17 protein-coding genes and 2 pseudogenes are annotated in these 24923 nt (G+C 73.3%); 7 read left to right on the plus strand and 12 right to left on the minus strand.

Features of this window, described 5'->3' with window-relative positions:
- Nucleotides 1-2: 2 nt before the first annotated feature.
- The 3 genes from ACGFIZ_RS13565 (at nt 3) to ACGFIZ_RS13575 (ending at nt 6645) form a co-directional block, all read left to right on the plus strand.
- Nucleotides 3-3761 (plus strand): DUF5682 family protein, encoded by a 3759-nt coding sequence (locus tag ACGFIZ_RS13565; protein WP_393419003.1) that lies wholly within the window; start codon nt 3-5, stop codon nt 3759-3761.
- Nucleotides 3758-5683 carry a hypothetical protein gene (locus tag ACGFIZ_RS13570; protein WP_393419005.1) on the plus strand — a complete coding sequence of 642 codons (1926 nt, stop codon included), beginning with the start codon at nt 3758-3760 and terminating at the stop codon, nt 5681-5683. Before ACGFIZ_RS13565 ends, ACGFIZ_RS13570 begins: the two co-directional genes overlap by 4 nt.
- A 215-nt stretch (nt 5684-5898) precedes the next feature.
- The gene (locus ACGFIZ_RS13575; protein ID WP_393419007.1) at nt 5899-6645 is read left to right on the plus strand and encodes a hypothetical protein; all 747 of its coding nucleotides are present in this window, start codon (nt 5899-5901) and stop codon (nt 6643-6645) included.
- Between the two features lie 68 nt (nt 6646-6713).
- Here ACGFIZ_RS13575 and ACGFIZ_RS13580 read toward each other — a convergent pair whose 3' ends face one another.
- The 7 genes from ACGFIZ_RS13580 to ACGFIZ_RS13610 form a co-directional block, all read right to left on the minus strand.
- Entirely contained in the window at nt 6714-7430 is a 717-nt protein-coding gene (locus tag ACGFIZ_RS13580) for an AroM family protein (RefSeq protein ID WP_393419009.1), read from the minus strand.
- Complete coding sequence (locus ACGFIZ_RS13585; RefSeq protein WP_393419011.1) at nt 7430-9205, minus strand: ABC transporter ATP-binding protein; 1776 nt, start codon at nt 9203-9205, stop codon at nt 7430-7432. The genes ACGFIZ_RS13580 and ACGFIZ_RS13585 overlap by 1 nt, the downstream gene beginning before the upstream one ends.
- A 50-nt stretch (nt 9206-9255) precedes the next feature.
- On the minus strand, nt 9256-10206 hold the full coding sequence (locus tag ACGFIZ_RS13590) for a DUF1177 domain-containing protein (RefSeq protein ID WP_393419013.1): 951 nt from the start codon (nt 10204-10206) through the stop codon (nt 9256-9258).
- 2 nt (nt 10207-10208) lie between these two features.
- Nucleotides 10209-11534 carry a M20 family metallopeptidase gene (locus ACGFIZ_RS13595; protein ID WP_393419015.1) on the minus strand — a complete coding sequence of 442 codons (1326 nt, stop codon included), beginning with the start codon at nt 11532-11534 and terminating at the stop codon, nt 10209-10211.
- 119 nt (nt 11535-11653) lie between these two features.
- Nucleotides 11654-13225: an ABC transporter substrate-binding protein gene (locus tag ACGFIZ_RS13600; RefSeq protein ID WP_393419017.1), complete on the minus strand. Its 1572-nt coding sequence runs from the start codon at nt 13223-13225 to the stop codon at nt 11654-11656.
- 75 nt (nt 13226-13300) lie between these two features.
- Nucleotides 13301-14209, minus strand: a complete 909-nt coding sequence (locus ACGFIZ_RS13605) for an ABC transporter permease (protein WP_347667086.1) — start codon at nt 14207-14209, stop codon at nt 13301-13303.
- Nucleotides 14202-15209 (minus strand): ABC transporter permease, encoded by a 1008-nt coding sequence (locus ACGFIZ_RS13610; RefSeq protein ID WP_393419019.1) that lies wholly within the window; start codon nt 15207-15209, stop codon nt 14202-14204. The genes ACGFIZ_RS13605 and ACGFIZ_RS13610 overlap by 8 nt, the downstream gene beginning before the upstream one ends.
- 163 nt (nt 15210-15372) lie before the next feature.
- On the opposite strand from ACGFIZ_RS13610, the gene ACGFIZ_RS13615 reads away from it, so the two are divergent.
- Both ACGFIZ_RS13615 and pepE read left to right on the plus strand, forming a co-directional pair.
- The gene (locus ACGFIZ_RS13615) at nt 15373-16194 is read left to right on the plus strand and encodes an IclR family transcriptional regulator (RefSeq protein WP_393419021.1); all 822 of its coding nucleotides are present in this window, start codon (nt 15373-15375) and stop codon (nt 16192-16194) included.
- A 46-nt stretch (nt 16195-16240) separates the two neighbouring features.
- Nucleotides 16241-16981 (plus strand): dipeptidase PepE, encoded by a 741-nt coding sequence (pepE, locus tag ACGFIZ_RS13620; protein ID WP_393419023.1) that lies wholly within the window; start codon nt 16241-16243, stop codon nt 16979-16981.
- A 50-nt stretch (nt 16982-17031) separates the two neighbouring features.
- Here pepE and ACGFIZ_RS13625 read toward each other — a convergent pair whose 3' ends face one another.
- The 4 genes and pseudogenes from ACGFIZ_RS13625 to ACGFIZ_RS13640 all read right to left on the minus strand — a co-directional run.
- Nucleotides 17032-17673: a hypothetical protein gene (locus ACGFIZ_RS13625; protein WP_393419025.1), complete on the minus strand. Its 642-nt coding sequence runs from the start codon at nt 17671-17673 to the stop codon at nt 17032-17034.
- Nucleotides 17670-20072 carry an FHA domain-containing protein gene (locus ACGFIZ_RS13630; RefSeq protein WP_393419027.1) on the minus strand — a complete coding sequence of 801 codons (2403 nt, stop codon included), beginning with the start codon at nt 20070-20072 and terminating at the stop codon, nt 17670-17672. The genes ACGFIZ_RS13625 and ACGFIZ_RS13630 overlap by 4 nt, the downstream gene beginning before the upstream one ends.
- The gene (locus ACGFIZ_RS13635) at nt 20069-21931 is read right to left on the minus strand and encodes a serine/threonine-protein kinase (RefSeq protein WP_393419029.1); all 1863 of its coding nucleotides are present in this window, start codon (nt 21929-21931) and stop codon (nt 20069-20071) included. The genes ACGFIZ_RS13630 and ACGFIZ_RS13635 overlap by 4 nt, the downstream gene beginning before the upstream one ends.
- A gap of 187 nt (nt 21932-22118) precedes the next feature.
- A pseudogene (locus ACGFIZ_RS13640) lies at nt 22119-22277 on the minus strand (response regulator transcription factor); the annotation flags it as partial.
- Between the two features lie 80 nt (nt 22278-22357).
- Here ACGFIZ_RS13640 and ACGFIZ_RS13645 point away from each other — a divergent pair.
- On the plus strand, nt 22358-23158 hold the full coding sequence (locus ACGFIZ_RS13645; RefSeq protein WP_393419041.1) for an ABC transporter permease subunit: 801 nt from the start codon (nt 22358-22360) through the stop codon (nt 23156-23158).
- Nucleotides 23159-23302: 144 nt separating this feature from the next.
- Here the strand turns inward: ACGFIZ_RS13645 and ACGFIZ_RS13650 are convergent, their stop codons facing one another.
- The gene (locus ACGFIZ_RS13650) at nt 23303-23692 is read right to left on the minus strand and encodes an APC family permease (RefSeq protein WP_393419031.1); all 390 of its coding nucleotides are present in this window, start codon (nt 23690-23692) and stop codon (nt 23303-23305) included.
- 263 nt (nt 23693-23955) lie between these two features.
- On the opposite strand from ACGFIZ_RS13650, the pseudogene ACGFIZ_RS13655 reads away from it, so the two are divergent.
- Nucleotides 23956-24714: pseudogene (locus tag ACGFIZ_RS13655) on the plus strand (TIGR02452 family protein); the annotation flags it as partial.
- Nucleotides 24715-24923 lie beyond the last annotated feature (209 nt).

Here is a 24923-nt window from a genome sequence, read left to right on the forward strand (position 1 = left end):
CGGTGGACACGACGGCCGATCCGCGCGCCGTGGTCGACGCGCTCGCCGGATCGGTCCGGCCGTACCTGATCGGGGTGCGGCACCACAGCCCGGCCCTCGCGGCGGTGGTCCCGGCGCTGCTGGACGCCGCCGGGGCCGAGGTGGTCTGCGTCGAGCTGCCGGCCGACTTCCAGCGCTGGTTGCCGTACCTGTCCGACCCGGTTGCCCGGGCGCCGCTGGCCCTGGTCGGCAGCCACGGCGCGGACGGGCCGATGGGCTTCTACCCGTTCGCCGACTTCTCCCCCGAGCTGGCCGCGATCCGCTGGGCCCGGCAGCGCGGCGTCGAGGTGGTCTGCTGCGACCTGCCGCTGGCCGACCCCGGCTGGACCGCCGACACCACCGCCCCGGCCGCCGGTTCCGAGCCGACGGTCGGTTCCGAGCCGACGGTCGGTTCCGAGCCGACGGTCGGTTCCGAGCCGACGGTCGGTTCCGAGCCGACGGTCGGTTCCGAGCCGGACGCCGGGGGCGATACCGACCCGGACGCCGCCGAAACGGCGCCCGGCCCGCGCCGGACCGGCTACGCCGCCGCGCTCGGCGCCAGCGGCACCGGCCGCGACGGCGACGACCTGTGGGACCGGGTGGTCGAGGTGCGCGCCCCGGGCTGCCCGCCCGAGGCGGTCCGCCGGGCCGCCCTCGGCGTCGGCTGGGCGATGCGTGCCGACAGCGCCGGCGGCGACGGCGTACCGGCCCGGGACCTGGCCCGCGAGCGGCACATGCGCCGGGTGCTGGCCGAGGCCGGCGCGGACGGCCGGCGGGTCGCCGCCGTCGTCGGCGCCTTCCATGCCCCGGCCCTGCTCGGCGCCCCGTCACCCGACGTCGGCGCCCCGTCACCCGACATCCGCGTCCCGGCTGCCGGCGCCGCCGCTCCGGCGTTGACCGCCGGTGTCGCCGCCGCGCCCGCCCGGCCCGGCGCCGCCCCGGCCGGACCGGTCCGTTCCGTGGCGACCCGGCCCGGGCCGGCCGCCACCAGCGACACGGCGGTCACCTCGCTGGTGCCGTACGCGTTCGACCTGCTCGACTCCCGGTCCGGCTACCCGGCCGGGATCCGCGACCCGCGCTGGCAGCAGGCCGTCTTCACCGCCGCGGGCGACCCGGAACGGATCCGGGCCGCCGCCGCCCGGGCGGTCACCGACGTGTGCCGGGAGCTGCGCGCGGCCGGTCACACCGCCGGTACCGGCGAGGCCGCCGAGGCGGTGCGGCTGGCCGGCGACCTGGCCCGGCTGCGCAACCTGCCCGCCCCCGGCCGGGGCGAGCTGCTGGAGGCGGTGACCACCGTGCTCGGCCAGGGCGAACTGCTCGGCCGCGGCCGGGCGCTGGCCAGGGCGCTGGAGACCGTGCTGGTCGGCGCCGAGCGGGGCCGCATCGCCCCCGGTACGCCGCGGTCCGGGCTCGGCCCCGCGGTCGAGGCCGAACTCGCCGCGCTGCGGCTGCCCAACCCGGACAGCCCGAAGTCCCGCGAGGTGCGGCTGGACCCGCTGCGCACCGAGCTGGACGGGCGGCGGGAGATCCTGCTGCACCGCCTCCAGGTCTGCGGCGTCGGCTACGGCGAGCCGATCGCGGTGTCCGGCACCGGCGACGGCGCCGCCCTGACCACCCGCTGGCAGCTGGGCTGGACGCCGTCCGTGGCGGCCCGGCTGGACCTGGTCGGCGTACGCGGGGTGACCGCGGCGCTGGCCGCGGCCGGCACCCTGCGGGAGCGGTTCCGCCGGGAGGCCGCCGACGGTGGCCCCACCGCCGCGCAGCTGCTCACCGGGCTCCGCGACGCCGCCCGGTGCGACCTGCCCGAGCTGGTCACCGACCGGCTCGAACTGGCCGCCGCGGTGCTGCCGGGCACCGGCACGCTGCCCGAGCTGCTGGCCGCACTGGACCTGCTGGAGGCGCTGCGCCGGGAGCACCTGCCCGGCACCACCGCCGACGGCCGGGCCCGGGCGGCCGAGCTGGCCGTCGTGCTGCTGGACGCGGCGGTCCGCGGGCTGCCCGGCCTGGCCGGCAGCGACTCCCCGGCCGACGCCGCCGCGCTGGTCGACCTCGCGGTCCGGGCCGGTGAGGACCGGATCGGCCTGCGCCTGGACGACGCCCTCGGCCACCTGGCCAGGGCCGGTTCGCCGCTGATCCAGGGCGCCGCCCTGGCCGCCCGGGTGTTGCTCGACCTGACCGATCTGGAGACCCTGGGCACCCGGGTGGCCGGCTGGATCGACGCGGCGACCGGACCGGACACCCGGCGGCACCTGCACCGGCTGCTCGGTGGTCTGCTCACCGCGGCGCACCCGCTGCTGCAGTCCGCCCCGGCCGCGCTGGACCCGCTGCTGGACCGGATCGAGCGGCTCACCGACGCCGAGTTCCTGGACCGGCTGCCGGCGCTGCGCGGCGGGTTCGACGTGCTCACCCCGGCGGCCCGGGACCGGCTGCTGCACACCGTCGCCGAACGGCTGGGCGACCGGCTCGACCTGGCCCTGTCGGCCCCGCCCGAGCTGTTGGGCCGCTGGGCCGCCGCCGACGCGGCCGGCCGGGCCACCCTGGTCGCCCGCGGCATCCCGATCCCGGGCACGCCGGCCGGCTCCGCCGACGCCCCCGCCGGCGCCGAACCCGGGCCGGACACGCCGGCCGCCCGGCTCACGCCTGCGGACCGGTGGCGGCTGCTGCTCGGCCGCCAGCCCGACCGGTTGCCGGCCGACGCCCGCCGCTACGCCCGCGCGCTGGACGAGCTGTACGGGGCGGGTCAGGGCGAGGGCGCCACCGACCTCGGCAAGACGTCCGGCGGCGGCCAGGATGCTTCCTTCCCGACCGCGCGCGAGTGGGCCGACGAACTGGAGGCGCTGTTCGGCACCGCGGTACGCGAGGAGGTCATCGCCCGGGCTGTCGAGAGCGGCCGTACCGACGTGCTCGCCGAGCTCGACCCGGCCGCGGTACGCCCCTCGATGGAGCTGCTGACCTCGGTGCTGTCGCTGGCCGGCGGCCTGCCCGAGGCGCAGCTGGCCACCCTGCGGCCACTGGCGCGGCGGCTGGTCGAGGAGCTGACCAGGCAGTTGGCCACCCAGGTGCGCCCGGCGCTGACCGGGCTGACCAACCCGCGTCCGTCCCGCCGCCCCGGCGGCCGGATCAACCTCGCCCGTACGCTGCGGGCGAACCTGGCACACACCCAGCGGCTCGGCGACGGCCGGACGGTGGTGGTGCCGGAGCGGCCGGTCTTCAACACCCGGACGCGGCGGGAGGCCGACTGGCGGCTGGTGCTGGTGGTCGACGTGTCCGGCTCGATGGAGGCGTCGGTGGTGTGGTCGGCGTTGACCGCCGCCGTACTGGCCGGGGTGCCCACCCTGTCCACCCACTTCCTTGCCTTCTCCACCGAGGTGGTCGACCTGACCGACCGGGTCGACGACCCGCTGTCGCTGCTGCTGGAGGTGCGCGTCGGCGGCGGTACGCACATCGCCGCCGGGCTGGCCCACGCCCGCTCGCTGGTGACCGTGCCGAGCCGCACCATCGTCGCGGTGGTCAGCGACTTCGAGGAGGGCTACCCGCTGGCCGGGCTGCTCGGCGAGGTCCGCACGCTGGCCGGTTCCGGCGTGCACCTGCTCGGCTGCGCCGCGCTGAACGACGCAGGAGTGCCCTGCTACTCGGTGCCGGTCGCCCAGCAGCTCGTCGCGGCCGGAATGCCGGTCGCCGCTCTCAGCCCGCTCGAACTCGCCCGCTGGGTGGGCGACCGCGTACGCGGAGGATCACGTTGACGGACCGCACAACCACCATCGCGGACACCGACCGGTTGCCGCCGGTGCTGCCGAGGGTCGCCGCCGCGGCGGTGGCGGCCCTGCCGCCCCGGCTGCACAAGCGGCTGGACGCCACCGTCGAGCGGCTGGCCGGGGTGCCGGTCGGCCGGGTCGACGGCGGCGTGTCGGTCGACTGCGGCCCCGAGGCCCTGGTCACCCTGACGCCTGGACCGACCGGCGCAGTCACCGACCCGCAGCAGGCGCGGTGCAGCTGCCTGCTGACGCCCCGCTGCCTGCACCGGACGGCGGTCCTGGTCGCCTGCCCGGTCGCCGACCCGGCCGGCCACCCCGATCCGGCGTCCACCGCCGCCGCGTCGTCCCGCCCGGACGGCGCCGGCGCGGCCACCGGCCGGACGGGGCGCACCGGAAAGTCGGCCGGCCCGGCCGGTCGTGCCGGCCGGAGCGCGGCACCGACGAAGGCGCAACGGGCCGCCGCCGGCGCGCTGTGGCGGGCGGCCGCCGCGGTGCTCGCGGCCGGCGTGCCGGCCGCCGGCGCGATCCCCCAGGCCGAACTGCTGCGGGCCGCGCACGGCGCCCGGCTGGCGGGGCTGCCGCGGGCCGAGAGCGCCGCGCTGCGCGCGGTACGCGGCCTGCGCGCCCACCGGGGACGGCAGGCCGGCCACCGGCTGGCCGAGCTGGTCGACGTGCTGCACGACCTGCTGTACGTGGCCGGCCGGCTGGCCGCCGGCGATCCCGACCCGGCGCTGGTCGGCGTCCTCCGGCGGGCCTACCAGCCGGACGGCACGCTGGAGGTGTACGGCGTCTGCCGGGAACCGGTGATCAGCGCGACCGGGTACGCCGGCGTGGTCACCCACCTCGTCGCCGCCGACGGGCGCCGGCTCTCCTTCGGCGACGTGAAACCGGGCGGCCCGGAGCGGGCACAGAACGGCGCCCGGGCGGTCACCGAGATGGGCGCGGTCGCGGTCAACCACGCGGTGCTGGCCCGCGGCGGTCTGCGGATCACCGGCACCACCGTCTCCCCCGACGGCCGGCTCGGTGCCGGCAAGGGGGTCCGGGCCACCCCGCTGCCCGGGACCGACTGGTCCGGCGGGCCGCTGGCGGAACTGTTCGCCCGGCCGCTCGCCGAGGTGGTGACCGCCCAGCTCGCCGCCGACGACCCGGAGGACCCGGCCCGGGCCGGGACGGCGCTGCTCGGCTGCGACCTGATGGTGGTGGGCGCCGTCGGTGACCAGGTGCTGGCCCGCGAGCTGGCGCCGGCGACCGACGCCGGAGGAGACCGTGCGCCGGTGCCGGACGGGCCGGTGATCCGGCTGGTGCCGGTCAACTCCCACCCGGTGCTGGCCCACGTGGCCAACCTGCGGCGGCTCGCCTCCCGGCCGGGTCTGCGGATCCGGGTGGTCGGCCGGCTGGACCCGGACCGGGCCAGCACCCTGCGCCCGCTCGCGGTGGGCCCGGTGCCCGGTGCCGCCGCGACGCTGCGGCTGCCGGCGGACTGGCAGGGCCGGGCGGACCTCGGCTACGACCAGCTCCAGGGCAGCCACCTGCCGCCGGGCGACGCGGCCGCGACGACCGAGCCGGTTCTCGCGGTCGGCGCCGACGCGGTCGCGGAGTCCCCGCTGTGGCGGGTCCGCAGGCTGGTCGAGCTGGCCGTCTCCGGCGGTCGCCGGGCCGTCGCCGAGGCGGCCCGCGGCGAGGGTGCCGGGCTGGTCGGTCCGCTGCGCCGCGCCGGCTTCACCACCGCCGCCGCGGTGGCCGCCGGGCTCGCCGACGAGTCCGACCGGCGCGGCCGGGACGCGTTCGGCCGGCTCACCGATCCCGACCCGGACCGGTACGCCTGGGCGTGGCTCGCCGCGGCCGCCCACCTCGCCGCCACGGAGCGGGAGCTGATCCGGTCCTCCTGGACCGCCCCACCCGCCGGCTGACCCGCCGGGATCCGGGGGCGATCGAGCTGCGGGCCGGCGGATGGCAGGCGAGGTGGGCGCAGAACGTGACGCGGCCACCTGTGCCCTGGCGCCCGCCCGAACCTCGGGCGGGCGCGTCCACCGGCGCGGATGTCGGCGTCGGGGGCGTCCGCGGCCGTGCTGTTCGGTGTCGTCTGAGGCCGTTGGTCGGCGGCCGTCGCGGGTACGCGGGGCGAATGGCCGAACTGCTGGAGGACGGGGACATCTACTTCCTCTACCGACCCCGCGTCGAGGAGGAGCACGTCGACTCCCTGGAGGAGGTGCAGCGGCTGCTGGTGGTGTTGCACCCGTGGCACGGGAGGCACCTGCGGCTGCTGGTGGTCGGGCGGAAACGCCTGCCCGACATCGAGGAGCACGACCGCTTCTGGGCGTTCGTCGACGAGGTGGTGGACCGGCCGGAGCAGTTGCACGAGGCACTGCGGGCGCGCGCGTACCGGACGCGGACCCGCGGCCGGCGGGAGCAGCCGCCGGCCCGGCCCGCCGCCGAGGGCGCGTACGTGATCGCCCGGCACGACGACCACACCCACCTGGCGTACGAGCTCGAACTGCCGCTGCGGCTCGGCGAGGCGCAGCACGACCTCAACATCGAGTCGGAGGCGAGCTACATCGTCACGGTGAAGAACCCGCAGGCGCCCTCCCCGCCGGGGGTCGGGCTCCAGGGGTCCCGCAAGGTCAGACTGCCGGGCGCGTTGCAGCGCAGGTTCCACGGTCGTCGGTTCGCCCCGCTCGACCCGCCGGCGTTCCTCGACCACCCCGGGACCGAACTCGTGCTCATCGGCGCCGCCCACGACGCGTCCGAGGAACTGCACATCGACCTGGACGCGGAGGTCGACCGGGCGCAGCGGAGCACCGTCTTCGGGGACCTACGGATCGGCCGCCGGGAACGCCCGGTCACCCCACTGTTCGAGGGAGAGTGGGCCTGACCGGCGTACCGGGCCGCGAACCCGACCGGGCGGACCCGGCGGGCCACCGACCCGGTGCGGACTCCCGGTCAGCGCGAGGTGGCGGACAGGTGGTCCAGCGCGCCCGTCACCGCGAGGTGGCGGGCGGTCTCGGCCCGGACGCCCTCGGCGGCGAGGAGCTGCCGCTGCGCCTGGGTGTAGCCGATGCAGTCGAGGAAGACGACGTCGGCTCCCCCGGCGGCGACGCTCCGGCCGGCTGTCGCCACCTCGTCGGGTCCAGCCGTGTAGGGATCCACGGCCGCCGCGACGACCGGACGGCCCAGGCGTTCCCCCCACCGTTGGCGGATGTCGGTCAACTGCTCCGGCACGGGGCACAGCACGCCCAGGCGCCCCGCGCCGACGAGCCGCACCATGAGGTCGTGGGCGAGGTCCTCCGCGTGCAGCACCGGCACCGACGCCGGGCCGTGCTCGACGCGGCCCGTGCACAGCACGAGGACCGCGCCGCAGCGGTCGGCCACGCACCGCCCGATGGCGTCGTCGAGCGCCGGGCCGATGCTCGTCGCGCCGAGGCGGGCGCGCGAGCCGTCGCGCAGCCGGGAGACGAGGGTACGCTCCCCGCCGCGCGGTGCGAGCCGGGCGACGCCGTCCGCGTCGAGGAGGTCCAGCGCGCCGTGTTCCACCCAGTCGACGCCGGAGAGGGCGGCCTCGACGTCGGGGATGAGGTCGACGCGGGGTGCCTGGCCGATCGTGACGAGACCGAGTTTCGGCCGTACGCCGGTTGCCCCGCCCGCAGCCGCCCCGTGCATCAGGCCACCGCCTTCTCGGGCAGGTCGGCGGCCGCGACGCCCCGCTCGACGATGCGGCGCCGCACGGCCCGGTCGACCCGCGCGGTGGGGTCGGCGACCGGGATCGCGGCGAGGAGCGCCTTCGTGTAGGGGTGCTGCGGCGCCGTGAAGATCTGCTCGACGCTGCCCCGCTCGACGACGCGGCCCTGGCTCATGACGACGATCTCGTCGGCCATCATCTCGACGACCGACAGGTCGTGCGAGATGAAGACGTAGGTGAGTCCGAGGTCCCGCTGCAACCGCTTCATGAGGTCGAGCACCTGGGCCTGCACCGACACGTCGAGTGCCGACACGGGCTCGTCGCAGACGACGAGGCTCGGGTTGAGGATCAGGGCCCGCGCGATGCCGATCCGCTGGCGCTGGCCTCCCGAGAACTCGTGCGGGAAGCGGTCGATGTCCTCCTCCCGCAGGCCGACCGTCTCGAGGACCTCGACGATGCGGGCGCGGATCGCCGCGTCGTCGAGGTCCGTGTGCAGCCGCAGCGGCTCGGCGAGGGCCCGGTGGATCGTCCACCGCGGGTCGAGCGAGGCGTACGTGTCCTGGAAGACGATCTGCATCTGGGCGCGGAGGCGACGCAACTCGTCGTCACCCGCCGCGAGGAGGTCGACCCCGTTGAAGGTGACCGCCCCCGACGTCGGCTCGTGCAGGCGCAGCAGCGCCCGACCGGTCGTCGACTTGCCCGAACCGGACTCGCCCACGATGGCGAGCGTGCGGCCACGGCGGACCCGGAAGGACACGCCGTCGACCGCCTTGACGGCCTCGGCCGGACGTCCCAGCCGGCGACGCCGCCCGGTGAAGACCTTCGTCAGGTCGGTGACCTCCAGCAGCACCGGCGCGTCGTCGTCGGCTTCCTCGGGGCGGGCGGCGGCGGGGGTCCCGACGCGAGCCGAACCGGGCGCGGCGACTCCCTCGGCGAGCGCCTCGACCGCCTCGACGACGTGCTCGTTGGCGGAGGGGATGAAGCTGAGCAGCCGCTTCGTGTAGTCGGCCCGCGGCGCGGCGAAGAGCTGCTCCGTCGGCGCCGTCTCCTGCAGCTCACCGCCGTACATCACGGCGACCCGCTGGCAGGTCTGGGCGACCACACCGAGGTCGTGCGTGATGAGCAGGACCGCCGTCCCGTGCTGCTCCTGCAGGTCCATGATGAGGTCGAGGATCTGCAGCTGGGTCGTCACGTCGAGCGCCGTGGTCGGCTCGTCGGCGATGAGCAGCTTGGGCTCGCACGCCATGGCCATGGCGATCATGACGCGCTGGCGCATCCCGCCGGACAGCTCGTGCGGGTAGCCGGCGAGGACCCGCGCGGTGTTGCGGATCCCCACCATGTCGAGCAGTTGGCCAGCCCGGTCCGCCGCCTGCCGGCGACCGAGGCGCAGGTGCCGGCGCAACGGCTCGGTGAGCTGGTCGCGGATCGTGAAGACCGGGTTGAGCGCGGTCATCGGCTCCTGGAAGATCGTCGCGATGTCCCTGCCGCGGATCTCGCGCAGCTGCCGATCCGACAGCGCGGCGAGGTCGCGCCCGGCGAAGCGGATGTGCCCGCCGGTGATGCGCGCCTGCCGCGCCGGCAGCAGTCCGGTGATCGACATGGCGGTGACGCTCTTGCCCGAGCCCGACTCGCCGACCAGTCCGACCATCTCGCCGCGCGAGATGGTCAGGTCGAGGTTCCGGACCGGATGGATCGGGCCGCGGGACGTGTCGATGCGGATCGAGAGGTTCTCGATCGACAGCAGGGTCTCAGCCATGTCCGTGCTCCTTGTTCCGTGGGCCGCCGGGCTCGGGCGCGGGCGTCCGCTCAGGCCTGCGTGGGGGCTGTTCCAGTCGTCTGCAGGTGGGTGGCCGGGCCGTAGAGACTCTCGAGGAGCGCCGCCTGGGCCTCGTCGTGGAAGGACACCACGCCCGCGGTGAAGCCCTTGGCGACCTCGACGGCGAAGCGCGCGGCCAGCGCGATGTCGACCTCGTGGCTCGCGCCGGTCGCGCAGCCGGCCACGGGCGTCACCGTGGTGATGGCCACGCCGACGACGGGCGCGGCCGTCGCGACGGCCGGCTGGAGGATCGAGTTGATGTGGTAGAGGCCGTTGCCGTACGGCGTGATGTCCTGCGTCGACAGCGGGAAGACGACGGCGGGCTCGCCCGACACGGTCTCCAGGACGCTGACGAGGTCGGCGCTCGCGGGGAGGATGTAACCGGCGCGGACCGTCGGGGAGATGGCGACGCCGCGGTGGTTGACGATGCGGTTGCCCTTCGTGGTGTCGATGGACAGGACGGCGTCCATCTCCGCGGTGACCTCGTGCTCGTTCATCGCGGTGATGTCGACGGGCGAGTCCATGAAGGGCACGGGGTCGTGCGGCCGGGTCGGCGCGTCGGGGCAGATGTGGGTCGAGATGACGACGTCGCCGGGCAGGATGTCGCCGCGGGCGTGCATCGCGAGGAGCTTGGCGGCCGTGGCGACGGCGGCGGTGGCCCCGTCGCCGTCGGACACGTAGCCGATGAGCTCCGGCCGGGCGCCGATGCCGCCGAGGCGCCCGACGACACCGAGCGTCGGGGCGTCGCCGCCGACGGTCCTGCCACGGCTGCCCGGGACGGTGACCTGGATGAAGTCGGTCGAGCCGCGCTCGCCCGCCACCGTCTCGACGGTGATCGAGCAGGCGTCGTCACCGAGGGCGCGCAGGTGCTCGGCGACGAGCTTGCCCGAGGCGTCGGGACGGTCGAGGAGGTCGAGGGCCGTGAGGACGTGGGACAGCACGATCATTCGCTTTCGACAGCGGTCTCGGCGACGCCGAGGTACCGGAGGGTGGTCAGGGCGTAGGTCTTCGCGGCGAGGACGACGTCGGCGACGGGCGCCCTCTCGTCGAAGCCGTGGATGGTGGCCAGCTCGGCCGGCCCGTACTGGAGCACGGGGATGCCGTGGCTGCGGAAGGTGCGGGCGTCGGAGGACGCCCACTGGAGCACGCCCTCCGCGGTGGGGTCGCCGGTCAGCTCGCGCAGGGCCGCGACGAGCTCGGTGACGACGGGGTCGCTCGGCAGCGTCCAGTTCGGCTCGCTGCGGAAGCCGATCGGTTCGATCGTCGCCTCGACGCCCGCCTCGGCGAGCAGCTCGTCGACCCGGGCGAGGACCTCGGCGCGCGACAACCCGATCGGCACGCGGGTGTCGACGTCGACGACGCAGCGGTCCGCGACGACGTTCGAGGAGGTGCCGCCGTGGATCGTGCCGATGTTGACGGTGACGTGCTCGAAGACGGCACCGATGCCGGGGGCGTAGCCCTCGCGCTCCTCGGCGAACGTCTTCGACCGCTCGATGAGCTCGACCACGTCCTCGGGCGGGGACGGCTTCATGTCCCACAGCCGCTGCAGGGCGACGACGGCCCTGGCCGCGAGGAGGTTCGCGCTGACGCCGTGCAGCGGCTGGAGACTGCCGTGCCCCGGCCTGCCGTCGATCGTCATCCGGAACCAGTTGCTGCCCTTCTGGCCGATCGTCGGGTGCGTGCGCTCGGCGGGCTCGGCGATGATCGCGCCGGTCGCGCCGTCGAGGACGCCCTGGTCGAGGAGCCAGTCCGCCCCGCGCGAGCCGCCCTGCTCCTCGTCGGGCACCGCCGCGAGCGACAGCTTCCCGGCGAGCGGGACACCGAGGCGGTGGAGGACGACGAGCGTGTGGATGACGCCGGCGAGGCCGGCCTTCATGTCGCTCGCCCCGCGACCGCGGAGGTAGCCGTCGACGATGTCACCCGCGAAGGGTGGGAACGTCCAGCGGCTGAGGTCACCGACGGGGACGACGTCGGTGTGGCCGGCGAGCACGAGGTGGCGCGCCGAAGTGGGATCGTCGTCCACCGCGGCGTTGCTCGCGGCACGGTGGACGACGATGCTGAGGCGACCATCGCCCGCGTCGTGGACCTCGGGGTCGAGGCCCTCGGCGCGCAGGTGGTCGGCGATGAACCTGCCGACGTCCGTGCAGTCCCCCGGTGGGTTCTCGCTCGGGATGCGGATGAGGTCTCCGGCGAGCGTCAGCAGTTCGTCCCGGGTGCGCTCGATCTCGTCGAGGACCCGGGTCTCCCAGGCGGGGGATGTCGTGGTCAAGTCAGGCTCCAGGTGTCGTATTCGCCTGCGGGGAGGTGGGTTCGCGGTGGTGTGGAGGAGGCGGCCGCCGGGCGCGTCGGGATGGCGGCGGGCCCGGCGGCGCGCCTCTCCTCAGGGCGTCAGCCCTTGCTCATCTGGAAGAACCGGATGATGCCGTCGGGGTACGAGGTGTACCCCTGCACGCCCTCGCGCTGCGCGACGACGATGTTGTACTCGTAGAGGTACGCCCACGGCGCCTGGGTGTTGATGATCTCCTGCGCCTTGCCGTACAGCTCGTTCCGGACGTTCTGGTCCGTCTCGGTCGAGGCCTGCTTCCAGAGCCTGTCGACCTCGGCGTTGTGGAAGTTGGCGTAGTTGCTCGTGCCGTCGCTGGTCAGCAGGAGGCCGAGGTGGTAGCCCGGGTCGTTGACGAACGAGGTCCAGCGGGTGATGTAGCTCTGCACCTTGTTGGTCGCGAGCGCCTCGAGGAACTGCGGACGCGCCATCTTGTTGATGTTCATCGTCACGCCGATCTTCGCCAGCTCGGCCTGGATGAGGACGGCGTCGTCCGACCAGTCGTCGAAGCCGCTGCCGAGGGTGAAGTCGAAGCTGAACCCGTTGGCGTAGCCGGCCTCCGCGAGGAGCGCCTTGGCCTTGTCGAGGTCGTGCGAGTAGACGTAGCCGGCGTCGCTGAAGCCCGGGGTCGAGCTGGCCACGGACGAGCGCATCGGCGACGCCTGGCCCTTCATGACGTCGCTGATGAGCTTGTCGTACGGGATCGCGTACGAGACGGCCTGCCGGACCTTCGGGTTGTCGAACGGCTTGATGGCGTTGTTCATCCCGAAGAAGAGGACCTTGTTGCTGGCCCGGGAGTCGATGGTGACGCCGGACTGCTTCGACAGGCTGTCGACGTCCTTCGCCGGGACCTCGAGGGCGAGGTCGACCTCGCCCTTGCCGAGGAGCTGGACGCGGTTGCTCGCCTCGCCGATGAACTTCGTGTTGATCTTGCGCAGCGCCGGCTTGTCACCCCAGTAGGTGTCGTTGCGCTCGAGCACCGCCTCGGTCGCCGGGTCCCACTTCGTCAGCCGGTACGGGCCGGAGCCCGCGGTGTGGGTGTCGAGCCACTTGGCGCCGCCCTCGGCGTCGACCTTGTCGATGTTGATGATCGAGAACGAGTACATCGGCAGGATCTGCAGGAAGAGGTGGTTCGGCGCCTTGAGGTCGATCTTCACCGTCTGCGGGTCGACCGCCGTCACGGTGTCGATGCCGGCCATGCCGTAGAGGAAGCTCGCCGATTTCGACTTCTTGATGAAGTCGAAGCTCTTGACGACGTCGTCGGAGTCGAGGGCCGAGCCGTCCTCGAACTTCACGCCCTGCCGCAGGGTGAAGGTGTAGCTCTTCGAGTCGGCGCTCGCCTTCCACGACTCCGCGAGCATCGGCACGATCTTGTCCGTCTTGGCGGTCGGCTTGCCGTTCGTCGTCGTGCGGTCGTACGTCACGAGCTGGTCGTAGGCCGCCACGACGAACGTGTCGGACGTGACGTCGTTCGCCTCGGCGGGGTTGAGGGTCTTGCCGCCCTCCGAGTAGGCGGCGACGAGGGTGTCCTTGGCTCCGTCGGCCTGCGAGGAACCGCCCTGGTTGGCGTTGGCTCCACAGCCCGCCGCGACGAAGATCACGGAGACCGCGGCGGCCAGGGTGGCGCTGCGCTTCACACTGTTCTCCTTGAGGTCAGAGGTGGGGGATGGGGTGGGCGGATGGGCTGGCGTCCGTGGCAGGTCCGCACCGGGTCATCGGCTCGTCCGCAGGCGCGGGTCGAGGACGTCACGAAGGCCGTCGCCGATGAGGTTGAAGCCGAGAATCGAGGTGGCGATGGCGATGCCGGGGAAGACCGTCATCCACCACTCGCCGCTGATGATGTAGCCGCGGCCGTCCGAGATCATGACGCCCCACTCCGGCGTCGGCGGCTGGGCGCCGAGGCCGATGAAGCTGAGCGAGGCGGCCGTGAGGATCGCGTAGCCCATGCCGAGGGTCGATCGGACGAGGATCGGGGCGACGGTGTTCGGGATGATGTGGCGGATGAGGATCGTCCGGTCACGCAGGCCGATGGCGCGCCCGGCCTCGACGAAGTCCCGCTCCCGCAGCGAGCGGGTCTGGCTGTAGACGATGCGGGCGAACTCGGGGATGCCGACGACGCCCACGGCGACCATCGCGCTCGCCAGGCCCGGGCCGAGGGCGGCGGCGATCGCCATGGCCAGCACGAGCGACGGGAAGGCGAGGAGCACGTCCATCACCCGCATGAGCACCGCGCTCACCGCCCCGCCGACGAAGCCGGAGACGGCGCCGATCGGGACGCCGATGAGCAGCGAGATCCCGACGGCGATGAGCCCGGTCCAGAGGGAGATCCGCCCGCCGGCGAGAACCCGGGCGAGGATGTCGCGACCGAAGTTGTCCGTGCCGAAGAGGTGCGCGGCGGAGGGCGGTTCGAGCAGCCCTCCCGTCCCCGTCTCGGTGGGCGTGTACGGCAGCAGCCCGGCCACGAGAGCGCCGATGGTCCAGATCGCGATGAAGACGAGACCGACCATCGCCAGGCGGTTGCGGACCAGGAGACGCCAGGCCGTCGTGGGCCTCGACCCCGCCGGGCCGGGCGACGCGGCCCGGTGACCGGTCGCGGTGGCGGACACGGTGGTGTCAGGCATTCTCGATCCTCGGGTCCAGGCGGGCGTTGAACAGATCGACGCAGAGGTTGACCGTCAGGTAGACGGCCGCGGCGAGCAGCGTGAAGGCCTGGACCGGCGCGTAGTCGGTGGCGAGCACGGACTGGACGACGTAGAAGCCGATGCCCGGCCAGCTGAAGACCGTCTCGGTGATGACCGCCCCGCCGAGGAGCTGGCCGAACTGGAGGCCGACGACGGTCACGATGACCGGGGCGGCGTTCTTCAGCGCGTGCTTGAGGATGACCTTGGCCGGCGGCAGGCCCTTGGAGCGGGCGGTGCGCACGTAGTCCTGGTTGATCACCTCGAGCATCTCGGACCGGGTCATCCGGGCGATGATCGCCGTGCTCCCGGTGGCGAGACACAGGGCCGGCCAGATGATGTGGGCCAGCGACGACTTGAACGCGACGACGTCGCCGGTCAGGAGCGAGTCGAGGAGGTAGAGCCCGGTGATCGACGTCGGCGGGTTCACGCCCTGGGCGATGCGGCCCAGCGGAGCCGGCTCCCACCCGAGCCTGTTGTAGAAGACGAAGATCACGATGAGGGCGAGCCAGAAGAGCGGCATCGACGCCCCGATCAGCGAGAAGACGCGACTGGCGTGGTCGATCGGCCGGTCGCGGCGCGTCGCGCTGACGACGCCGATCGGAACCCCCACGAGCAGCGAGATGAAGATCGCCACGATGGCGAGCTCGACCGTCGCCGGCAGCCGGGAGGCGAAGTCCGTGAGGACGGGCTGCCCGGTGTGCCACGCGAAGCCGAGGTCCCCGGCGAGGAGGTCGCGCACGTAGGAGATGAACTGGGCGACCAGCGGCTGGTCGAGGCCCATCTCGACGCGGATCTTCTCGACGGTCGCCGGGTCGGCCTGCTCCCCCGCCAGCGTCCGGGCCGGGTCACCGGGCAGCACACGCGTGAGAAGGAAGATGCAGAGCACGACACCGAGGAGCGCCGGGATCATCGTGAGGACTCGTCGCACGACGTGGTTCACGGCCACCTCCAATCTGCGCTTCAGGCGCCTGACCTGGGTCTCGGCGCCAAGGATTCGCTCGCCCGACGTCTGCGTGCAATATTTTCTCTGTATTTGAGAGGGCATCCCGAGCTGGCTCAGGGTGCGGTAGGTTCTGACCCGTCCCACCCATCCCGGAGGACCCATGTCAGACAACGGCGCCCGCCCCCGCTCGCCGCTCCAGACCGTGGACCGCGCCCTGGAGGTGCTCCTGTCGTTCACGGAGCGGCGCCGCGACTGGGGCGTCATGGAGCTTGCCGAGGCCTTCGCCATCGACAAGTCGACCGCGCAGCGGATCCTCGCCGCGCTCGCCGCGCGCGGCTTCCTCAGCGCCGATCCGGTGACCCGGCGCTACAGCCTCGGACCGACGATGTGGCGGATGGCCGCCGTCTGGGAGCGCACGGGAGGGCTGGCCACCCTGGCGCAGCGGGTGCTCGAGCCGCTCGCCTTCCAGACCGACCGCACGGCCCTCTTCGCCGTTCCGGACGGGCTCCACGTCCGGTGCGTCGCCGCCGTCAACGGTGGTGAACCGCTGCGCAGTCATCCGCTCGTCGGCGAGCTGTACCCGGCCAACGCGGGAGCCACCTCCCGCGGCTACTTCGCCTTCGTCGACAGCAACGAGCGCCGCGCCCTCATCTCCGGGCGCGTCTTCGCGACGTTCACCGAGCTGACGAGGATCGACGAACACGAGCTCGAACGGCTCTTCGTCGAGACCGCCGCGCAGGGCTACGCCTACTCGGAGGGCGAGTACGACTACGCCACCAGGGCGCTCGCCGTACCGATCATGCTCAGGGGGCGGCCCGTCGGCTCGCTCAGCCTCGGCGAGAGCAAGTACCCGGCGCGTCCTGACGACATCCGGGACCATCTGCCCGCACTGCAGGCCGCGGCGGAGCAGCTGTCCGCCCTGCTCGAGGGCCGGGCGAACTCGGCAACCGCACCGCGGCAGACCAGAACGGCCCGGGCCTGAGCGCCGCGCCGACGAGCCTCAACCGGCCGCATCGAGGAGACACACCATGGCCAAGGGCCACCAGAACCTCCTGCTCCTGTCCAACTCGACAGCCCCGGGGCGGGCCTACCTGGAGCATGCGCGCGACGCGATCCTCGAGGCGCTCGACGGCCGGCGGTCGATCGTGTTCGTCCCCTTCGCGCTGGCGGACCACGACGGCTACACCGACACCGTCCGGCGGGCCATGGAGCCGCTCGGCATCACCGTCACGGGGGCACACGAGGGCACGCCGCGCGACCTGGTCGCCGACGCCGAGGCCGTCTTCGTCGGCGGCGGCAACACGTTCCGCCTCGTCAAGGCGGTCCACGAGCTCGACCTGATCGGCGTCGTGCGCGCCCGGGTGGCCGAGGGGATGCCCTACCTCGGGTCGAGTGCCGGCACCAACGTCGCGACGCCGAGCCTGCGTACGACGAACGACATGCCCATCGTCCAGCCGCCGTCCTTCGAGACCTTCGGCCTCGTGCCCTTCCAGATCAACCCCCACTACCTCGACCCGGACCCGGCCTCGACGCACCAGGGCGAGACCCGGGAGGAGCGGCTCACCCAGTTCCTCGAGGAGAACGACGTCCCCGTGCTCGGCATGCGCGAGGGCACCTGGCTGCGGGTGCGCGGCGGTTCGATGCGACTCGACGGCGTGGCCGCCGGCGGGCGGGTCTTCCGCCGCGGGTCCGAGCCGGTCGAGGTGCCGAGTGGCGCCGACGTGACCTGGCTCGTCGAGAAGGTGGGTTCGTTCGACGTCGGCCGTTGACGCCGACAGCCTGCGCGGCGGACCGCCATCCCGAGGTGACCGGCGGAGCGCTACTGGTCGGACACGATCTCGCCGGTGATGGCGCGGGCACGCTGCGCGACGGCTGCGCTTATCGGTGCGAGCGCCGGCAGGTGCATGGCCTGCGGGCCGAAGACCAGCCAGGCGACCGCCACCGCGTACCACGGCGCCGCCGGGCCGTGCAGCATCAGCGGATTGCCCTCCTGGTAGCGGAGGATGAACGACCACTGGGTCAGGTCGGCGGTGAATTCCTGTACGCCGTTGTGCCAGAAGCTCAGCAGGTTGCCCCGGCGGTCCCCGAGCAACCGCTGGTTGGTCAGGATCATCCGCACCTGCGCCTGGTCCCGCCACTGCGCCGCCGCCATCGCCTGGGCGCGGCTTCGGGCACTGGCGTTGCTGATGGCGTCAGTGGCCATGCCGGCGAGCACGAAGCCCGTCGAGCCGAACCAGAAGCTGCTGCTCTCCCGGTACTGCACGGCCGTGCCGTAGAAGCGTGCGTAACCCAGCACCGTGTCGCTGAAGATCGTCTCGTCCTGACCCAGCCGCAGTCCGCTGGGCGGCAGGGCGGCCAACTGGCCGCCGCGCGCCAGGTGCTCGTACAGCCGGCACGCACTGCTCCAGCCGTCGCGCAGAACGGCGTCGAGGGCGGCGGCAGAATCCTTACGGCGACTCACGTGCGGTTCCTCCGGCTCTCCAGTACGGGCTCGTGGCGGCGTAGCGCCCACCGCACCGCCGCGGTCAGCAGGACGGTCTGGCCGGCCAGGACAGCCACCGCCCAACTCCACGCGCCGGTGGTGTGCGCCCAGAGCGCGTCCGGCGTGGGCTTCACCATTATCGCGCGCAGGTCCACAGTGGCGGCTGCGGCGGCGTACCCCCAGCGGGCCGGAGCCAGCCAGGAGAGCTGTTCGATACCGGCGCGCTCGACCACGGCGAACAGCCCGCCGCAGAGCACGAGCTGCGCCATCACGAGCCCGACCAGCACCGGCATCGTCTGCTCGCTCGTGGACACGTAGACGCTGACCAGCAGCCCGAGCACGGTGGCGGCCAGTGTGGTCAGCCAGACCACCGCGATCAGCTCCACCATCGGCACGCCCAGCACGAGCGCCTCGGGTGGCGCCGGCCGGCCCACCATGCCGAGCAGGACGAACAGTGCCGCCTGGAACGCGTTCAGTACGGCGAACACGACCAGCTTCGCGCTCAGGTAGGCGCCGGGCGCCATGCCCACCGCCCGTTCCCGGCGGTAGATGGCGCCCTCCCCCACGAACTCCCGGATGCCGCCGGCCAGCCCGATGAAGATCGCGCCGATGATCAGGATGACCAGCAGTTGGGCGGCCTCGGTGCTACGTCCGGGCGGCTGTGCGGGCAGCCCGAGACCGTCGGAACCGGGGACCACATGCAGCAGGGCGGCGAGACCGACCGGCAGGCCGAGGGACAGCGCCGCGTACAACCGGTCGGCGAGGGTGACGGCGACCGTACGGCGGGCGAGGATCTCCAGCTGCCGCCACCATCCCTGGCGCGGCGGTGACGCGGTGGCCGCCGCCCGCTCGCTCGGCGGTGCGGTCTTGACGGGCGGGCGGGTGGCCGCGAACTTGGCGGCCCAGACGTCCGGCTCGGCGGCGACCGCGGTGAACACGTCGGCGTACTCGGCCGCCCCGAAGAAGTCGAGCAGCTCGTCCGGCGGGCCGAAGTAGGCGACCTTGCCGCCGCGGGCGAGCACCAGCACCCGGTCGCACACGCTCAGGTGCAGCGGGCTGTGCGTCACCACCACGACGGTCCGGCCGCGATCGGCCAGCTCGCGCAGCCCGTGCATCACATCGCGGTCCAGCGCCGGGTCCAGCCCGGAGGTCGGCTCGTCGAGGAAGAGCAGCGAGGGCTCGGTGAGCAGCTCCAGCGCCACCGAGGTGCGCTTGCGCTGTCCACCGGAGAGCGTGTCGATGCGCTGGTCGGCGTGCGCGGTGAGGGCGAGCTGGGCGAGTACCTCGTCGATGCGCTGGTCCCGCTCCGCAGGCGTCACGTCGGCGCCGAAGCGCAGCCCGGCCGCGTAGCGCAGGGCACGGCGTACGGTCAGCTGGCGGTGCAGGATGTCGTCCTGCGGCACCAGGCCGATGCGGTGCCGCAGGTCGGCGTACTCGGCGTAGAGGTCGCGGTCCTGGTAGCGCACCGTGCCGGCCTGCGCCGGGCGGTTGCCGGTCAGCGCCCCCAGCAGCGTCGATTTGCCGGCACCGCTCGGGCCGACCACCGCGAGCAGACTGCACTCGTCCAGCTCGAACGAGACCCCCGAGAGCAGGTTCCGCGCGCCGACCGTGACACCGAGCCCCTCGGCACGCAGCGACACCCGGCCGGCGTCGACGTAGTCGTGCAGCGTGATGCCGTCGAACACCATCTGGTGGTGCCCGAACGAGAGGAGGTCCCCGCCGTTCAGCACCGCCTGCTGGATCTGCCGCCCGTTGACGTACGTGCCGTTGCGGGTACCCAGGTCGACGACGCGGAACCCGGCACCGTCCCGGACAAGGTCGGCGTGGTAGCGGGAGACAAGCAGGTCGTCGAGGACGATGTCGTTGTCCGGCGCCCGCCCGATCCGGATCCGGTCCGCGGTCGGGTAGCTGGCCGAGGGGGTCCGGCCCAGCGCGAATCGTACGCCAGGTGGTGGCTCGGCCGCGGATTCGGACCCGCTCGGCGGCGCCCCGGCCGACGGGGCCGGCGGTGCCGGACCGGTCACCGTCGGCGGGACGGCGGGAAGCCCTTCCGGACGGAAGGTGAGCACCGGACCGTCGTCGGCGTTGCCGAGCCGCACCGCGCAGGCGACCGCGAGCTCCAGCTCGTGCACCTGGCGGCCGTCGAGGAACGTGCCGTTGCGGCTGGCGAGGTCACGCAGGTGCCACCGCCCGGCCCGGTAGGTGAGCTCCAGGTGCTCCCGCGAGGCCCGCGGGTCGTCCAGGACGATCGAGCAGAGGGGATCACGGCCGATCCGCAACGGCCCGCCGGCCGCCGTGACCCGTCGCTCCCCGCCTCCGCCGGGTACGCCGACCAGCAGCGTGCCGCTCACGTCGTCACCCACCTCGGAGGCGGTCATCGCTTCGTCTTGGGTTTCGGCAGCCGTTTGGCCATCGACGTCGCCATTTTGATCAGGTCGCTCTGGACGCTGCCACCTTCGTAGTCGTTCTGGATCGCGACCTGGAAGAGCGTCTGACCCGACCGGACGAAGATCATCGCGTAGACGCCACTGGAGCCGCTGACGGTGATCCCGAGCGACTCCTCACCCAGCTTCGGCACCGTGAACGGTCGCCAACCGCACCGTTCGGCCGTCTTGCGGACGGCGTCGAGGAACGGATCGGCCGCGTTGCCGTAGAAGCCGGCGACCGCCGAGCCGAGGTACGGGTACTGTCCGGTGGCCACGTAGTAGCCGTTGCTGCTGTGCGCCCCGATCGCATCGCCGCGAACGGTGCCGTCCGAGCAGAGCCCAAGCTTGTTCAGGCCGTTGTGCAGCGGGTTGGTGGTGGCGCTCGACTTGACCGACTCGCGGTCGACCTTCATCGCGGACCCGACGTCGGCCACCGACAGCAGCACCGGCTCCAGTGCGGTCACCTCGGGCGGCGGGGAGGCACGGTCGACGCTGGGGGTCGGACTCGCACCGAGATCGCCGGGCAGGTTGTACCGGACGAGGTTCAACACCGCCGGCGCGCAGCAGGCGGCCAGGAGGAGCGTCGCCACGATTCCGATGATCATCGGGGTCTTGGACTTCTTCCGGGGCTGGCCGGGCGCCCCGGGGAAGCCTGACTGCCCCGGACCGGGCGGCAGCGGGTAGTCCGACGGCACCGGAGCCCCCGCCGGCCGCGGGCCGGGCGGCAGCGGGTAGCTCGACGGCCCGGGGGTGGGCGGCAGCGGAAAGCCGGGCGGCCCGGAGGTGGGCGGCAGCGGAAAGCCGGGCGGCCCGGAGATTGCCGGCAGCGGAGAGCCGGGCGGCAGCGGGTAGCTCGACGGCCCGGAGGTGGGCGGCAGGGAGTGGATCGACGGCTCAGGGGCGGGCGGCGGCGGGGACAGCGACGGTGCCGCGCCGATCGAGGTCTGCGGCGGTGCGGCGCGCAGCGCGTTGACCCAGGCCGCCGCTGCGGCCGGCCGGCGCTCGGCGGCCACCGCGATCATCGACAGGATCCCGCGGGTCACCCGGTCCTGCCCCGGGCCGAGTGACGCGGTGAGCCGCTGGGTCATGCCGTCGACGTCGCCGGGCACCGGCATCTCGCCGGTCACCGCGTAGTAGACGGTCGCGCCGAGGGCGTAACGGTCCGTGGCCGGGGTGTACTCACCCCGGGCCAGGGACTCAGGTGCCATGAACGGCGCCGTGCCGTACACCCGGGCGGTGCCGCTGGTGCTGCGCAGCCGGACCAGGCCGAAGTCGACCAGATAGGCCCGCCCGCTGCCGGAGACCAGGATGTTGGCCGGTTTGATGTCCCGGTGCAGAACCGGTACGCCGTCGGTGTCCTGGCCGCTGTGCAGGTAGTCGATGGCCTCGGCGATCGGCTCGAGCGGCTCGAGGATGTCCAACCCGCGTACCCCGCCGCTCTCCAGCATCTCCTGGAGGCTGCGGCCTTCGATCCACTTCATCACGAAGTACAGTCGGGGTCCGGTGTCCGTGGTGGACTCTCCGGCCCGATGCGGCGCCGGGCCGACGAAGACCTCCTTGACCTTCACCAGCGCCGGGTGTTCGAGTTGGGTCGCCAGCGCCGCCTGCAGCCGGAGGCCCTCCAGGCCGCGGTCGGTCCGGTCCTCCGCCGGCAGCCGGAGGATCTTCACCGCGTACGGAAATGTCACGTCTCCGTGGTGCTCGCGAGCTCGCCAGACCTCACCCTCGCCACCAGCGGCGCGCCGCTCGATCAGCTCATACCGGTCCGGCGCGTCCGGCGGTCCCACGTAGCTGTACTGCGCATCCGACACAATGATGATCGTGCCAAATCATGAATCGTAATTCGAGTTCGCCCCCCTGCTCCCCGAACGACAGCAGTTCGGCCTGCTCACCCCCCACGTCACGCGGTCCACGGGAGCACGGGCTTGATCGGTTCCACAAAGGAAGCCGACCGCCGGCGGCCGTCCATTGCGGGCTGACGGCGAGGTCCGACGCCCGTCAGGCGCCCTCCACGACGCGGTTCTCCCACGCCCACGCGGCGATCTCCACCCGGTTGCGGGCGTCCAGCTTCGTCTGGATCCCCGAGACGTGGCTCTTGACCGTGCTCAGCGAGATGAACAGCTCGGCGGCGATCTCCCGGTTGGTACGCCCCCGGGCAGGGCGACTGCACCCAGGCGCTGGCCCAGTTCGCCGCCGACTACGAGAACCTGCTGCTCTTCCTGGCCGCGCTGCTGGGGCTGGTCCCCGCTCTCATCGGCATGTTCTGGGGCGCGCCGCTGATCGCCCGCGAACTGGAGGCCGGCACCCACCGGCTGGTCTGGAACCAGAGCGTCACCCGCCGCCGCTGGCTGCTCGTGAAACTGCTGGTCGTCGGCGTCGGCAGCATGACGGCCGCCGGCGTGGCCAGCCTCCTGCTCACCTGGGCGGCCAGCCCGGTCGACGCGGTCGCCGACGCCCGGTTCAGCACCATCGTGTTCGGCGCCCGCAACGTCGCACCGTTCGCGTACGCGGCGTTCGCCTTCGTCTTCAGCGCCGTCGTCGGGCTGCTCACCCGGCGTACGGTGCCGGCGATGGCGATGACCGTGCTGGCCATCCTCGTGATCCAGTTCGCGGTGCCGAATCTGGTCCGGCCGCACCTGATGCCGCCGCTCACCGTCGACAGGGCCATGACCGAGGACGCGATCAACGAGGCACGCGCCCTGGGCAGCATCACCAACGGCGCCACGGTCAGGGGCATCACCGTCCGGGAGGCCTGGGTGACCGGCGTCAGCGACCTGCGTACCCGTGACGGTCGTACGCTCGACAGCCGCACCTTCAACGACTGCCTCTCCACCCCGGACGACCCGGCCGTCCCCGCCACCGGCAGGTTCGGCGCCGCCGCACGCTGCCTCGGCGACCTCGACCTGCACGTCGAGATCACCTACCAGCCGCACCGCCGCTACTGGCCGTTCCAGTTCCTGGAGTCCGGGCTCTACCTCCTCGCCGCCGGGCTGCTGACCCTCCTCGGCCTCTGGCGGATCCAGCCTCGGATCACCTGACCGGCGAAGTCCCTGACCAGGTGACGGCGAAGTCCGGGTCGGACACGGGGCCGACCGGGGCTTCGCCGTCGGGCCGCCCGATCGGCGCGGTGTCGGGCGACCGGACGGGTACGGCGGCGGCGGTCATCGCGGCGGCGGGGGCGGTCATCGCGGCGGCGGCGACGCGGAGCCGAACCCGGTCAGGTCCGGCTGGTCGGGCATGCGCCGGCCGTCCTGCCGACCGGAGGCCAGCCGGCTGTGGTGACGGCCGTAGAGGAAGTAGACGAGCAGGCCCAGGGCCATCCAGGCGAAGAAGCGCAGCCAGGTCGCGACGGCGAGGAACAGCATGAGCACGGCGCAGGCGACCATCGCGAGCACCGGTATGACCGGCCCCCAGGGGACGCGGAAGCCGCGGGGCAGGTCCGGCCGGGTGCGGCGCAGGACGATGACCGCGGCCGCGACCAGGACGAACGCGAAAAGGGTGCCGATGTTGACCAGTTCGGCGAGTTCCTCCAGCGGGATGAACCCGGCGAGCACGGCCACCACCAGGCCCACGATGACGGTGATGGGTGCGCAGGACCACCCCGCGCCGCGCCAACGCACCGGCGAACGCCGCGTACTGCGCGCTGGTCAGCATCCAGCCGCGATAGACCGCCTCACCACCGCCGGTCACCCGGGCCACTGCCGGCTCCACTCCGTCCGGACGAGCCAGAGCGTCGTGGTCGACCAGGGCCACGTCCACGCCGGCCTCCCGCGCCGCGTCCGCCTCGGCGGCGAAGTGCGGGTCCGGACGGCGCGGGTGGAGCGCCTACCGTGCCGCCGACGGCGAGGTGGTCATCGGCGCCCAGGTCGCGCGGGCGGTGGCCGGCACCCGGCTGTACCTCCCCGAGCAGGATGTGGCGGTTCCCGCGCCGGTCGGCGTCACGCCCACGATCGAAGTGACCAACGAGTCGACCCTGACGGCGACCCACCGGCTCGGCGGCGACCTCGCATGCCTGGTCTTCGCCTCGGCCCGTAACCCCGGCGGCGGCTTCCTCAACGGCGCCCAGGCCCAGGAGGAGAGCCTGGCCCGCAGCTCGGCGCTGTACCCGTGCCTGCGCGTAGCTGGCGACTTCTACACCCACCACCGCACCCACCCCGAGCTGACCTACAGCGACCGGGTGATCTACTCACCTGCCGTGCCGGTGTTCCGCGACGACAAGGGGAGCCTGCTGCCGACGCCGTACCCGGTGTCGTTCCTGACCGCCGCCGCGCCCAACCGCTCGGCGCTCGCGCGCAACCAGCCACAACACCTGCCGGACCTGCCAGCGACGCTGTCCCGCCGGGCGACGCGGATCCTTCAGGTCGCCGCCACGCACGGCCACCGCCGGCTCGTACTCGGCGCATGGGGCTGCGGTGTGTTCGGCAACGATCCGGTCACCGTCGCCACCGCGTTCGCCGCCGCACTGCGCCACAGCCCGTGGTTCGACGAGGTCGTGTTCGCCGTCCTCGACCGCCAGCCCGCCACCCCGACCCACGCCGCGTTCGCCGGTGTCCTTCGACCGGCGCCCGACCGGCATCTCGCCACGTCGCCCTGACGCCACTCCCCCGAGAACGAAGCCACGCACGGCGGAACGACAGTACAGAGCCCCGACGAGCTTTACAGGGTCTTCGTCATCGAATGTCTTCCGTGGAAACCCCCGGCTTTAGCCCAAGGCCGTGAAGTTAAGGCGTTGGGCCTGATGTCAAGGGCTGCCTGAGCATGATGGAGGGTGCCGGTAGAGAGGCAGCGGGACTCCGGTAGAAC

The sequence above is a fragment of the Micromonospora sp. NPDC048830 genome, from assembly GCF_043198215.1.
Lineage (GTDB): Bacteria > Actinomycetota > Actinomycetes > Mycobacteriales > Micromonosporaceae > Micromonospora.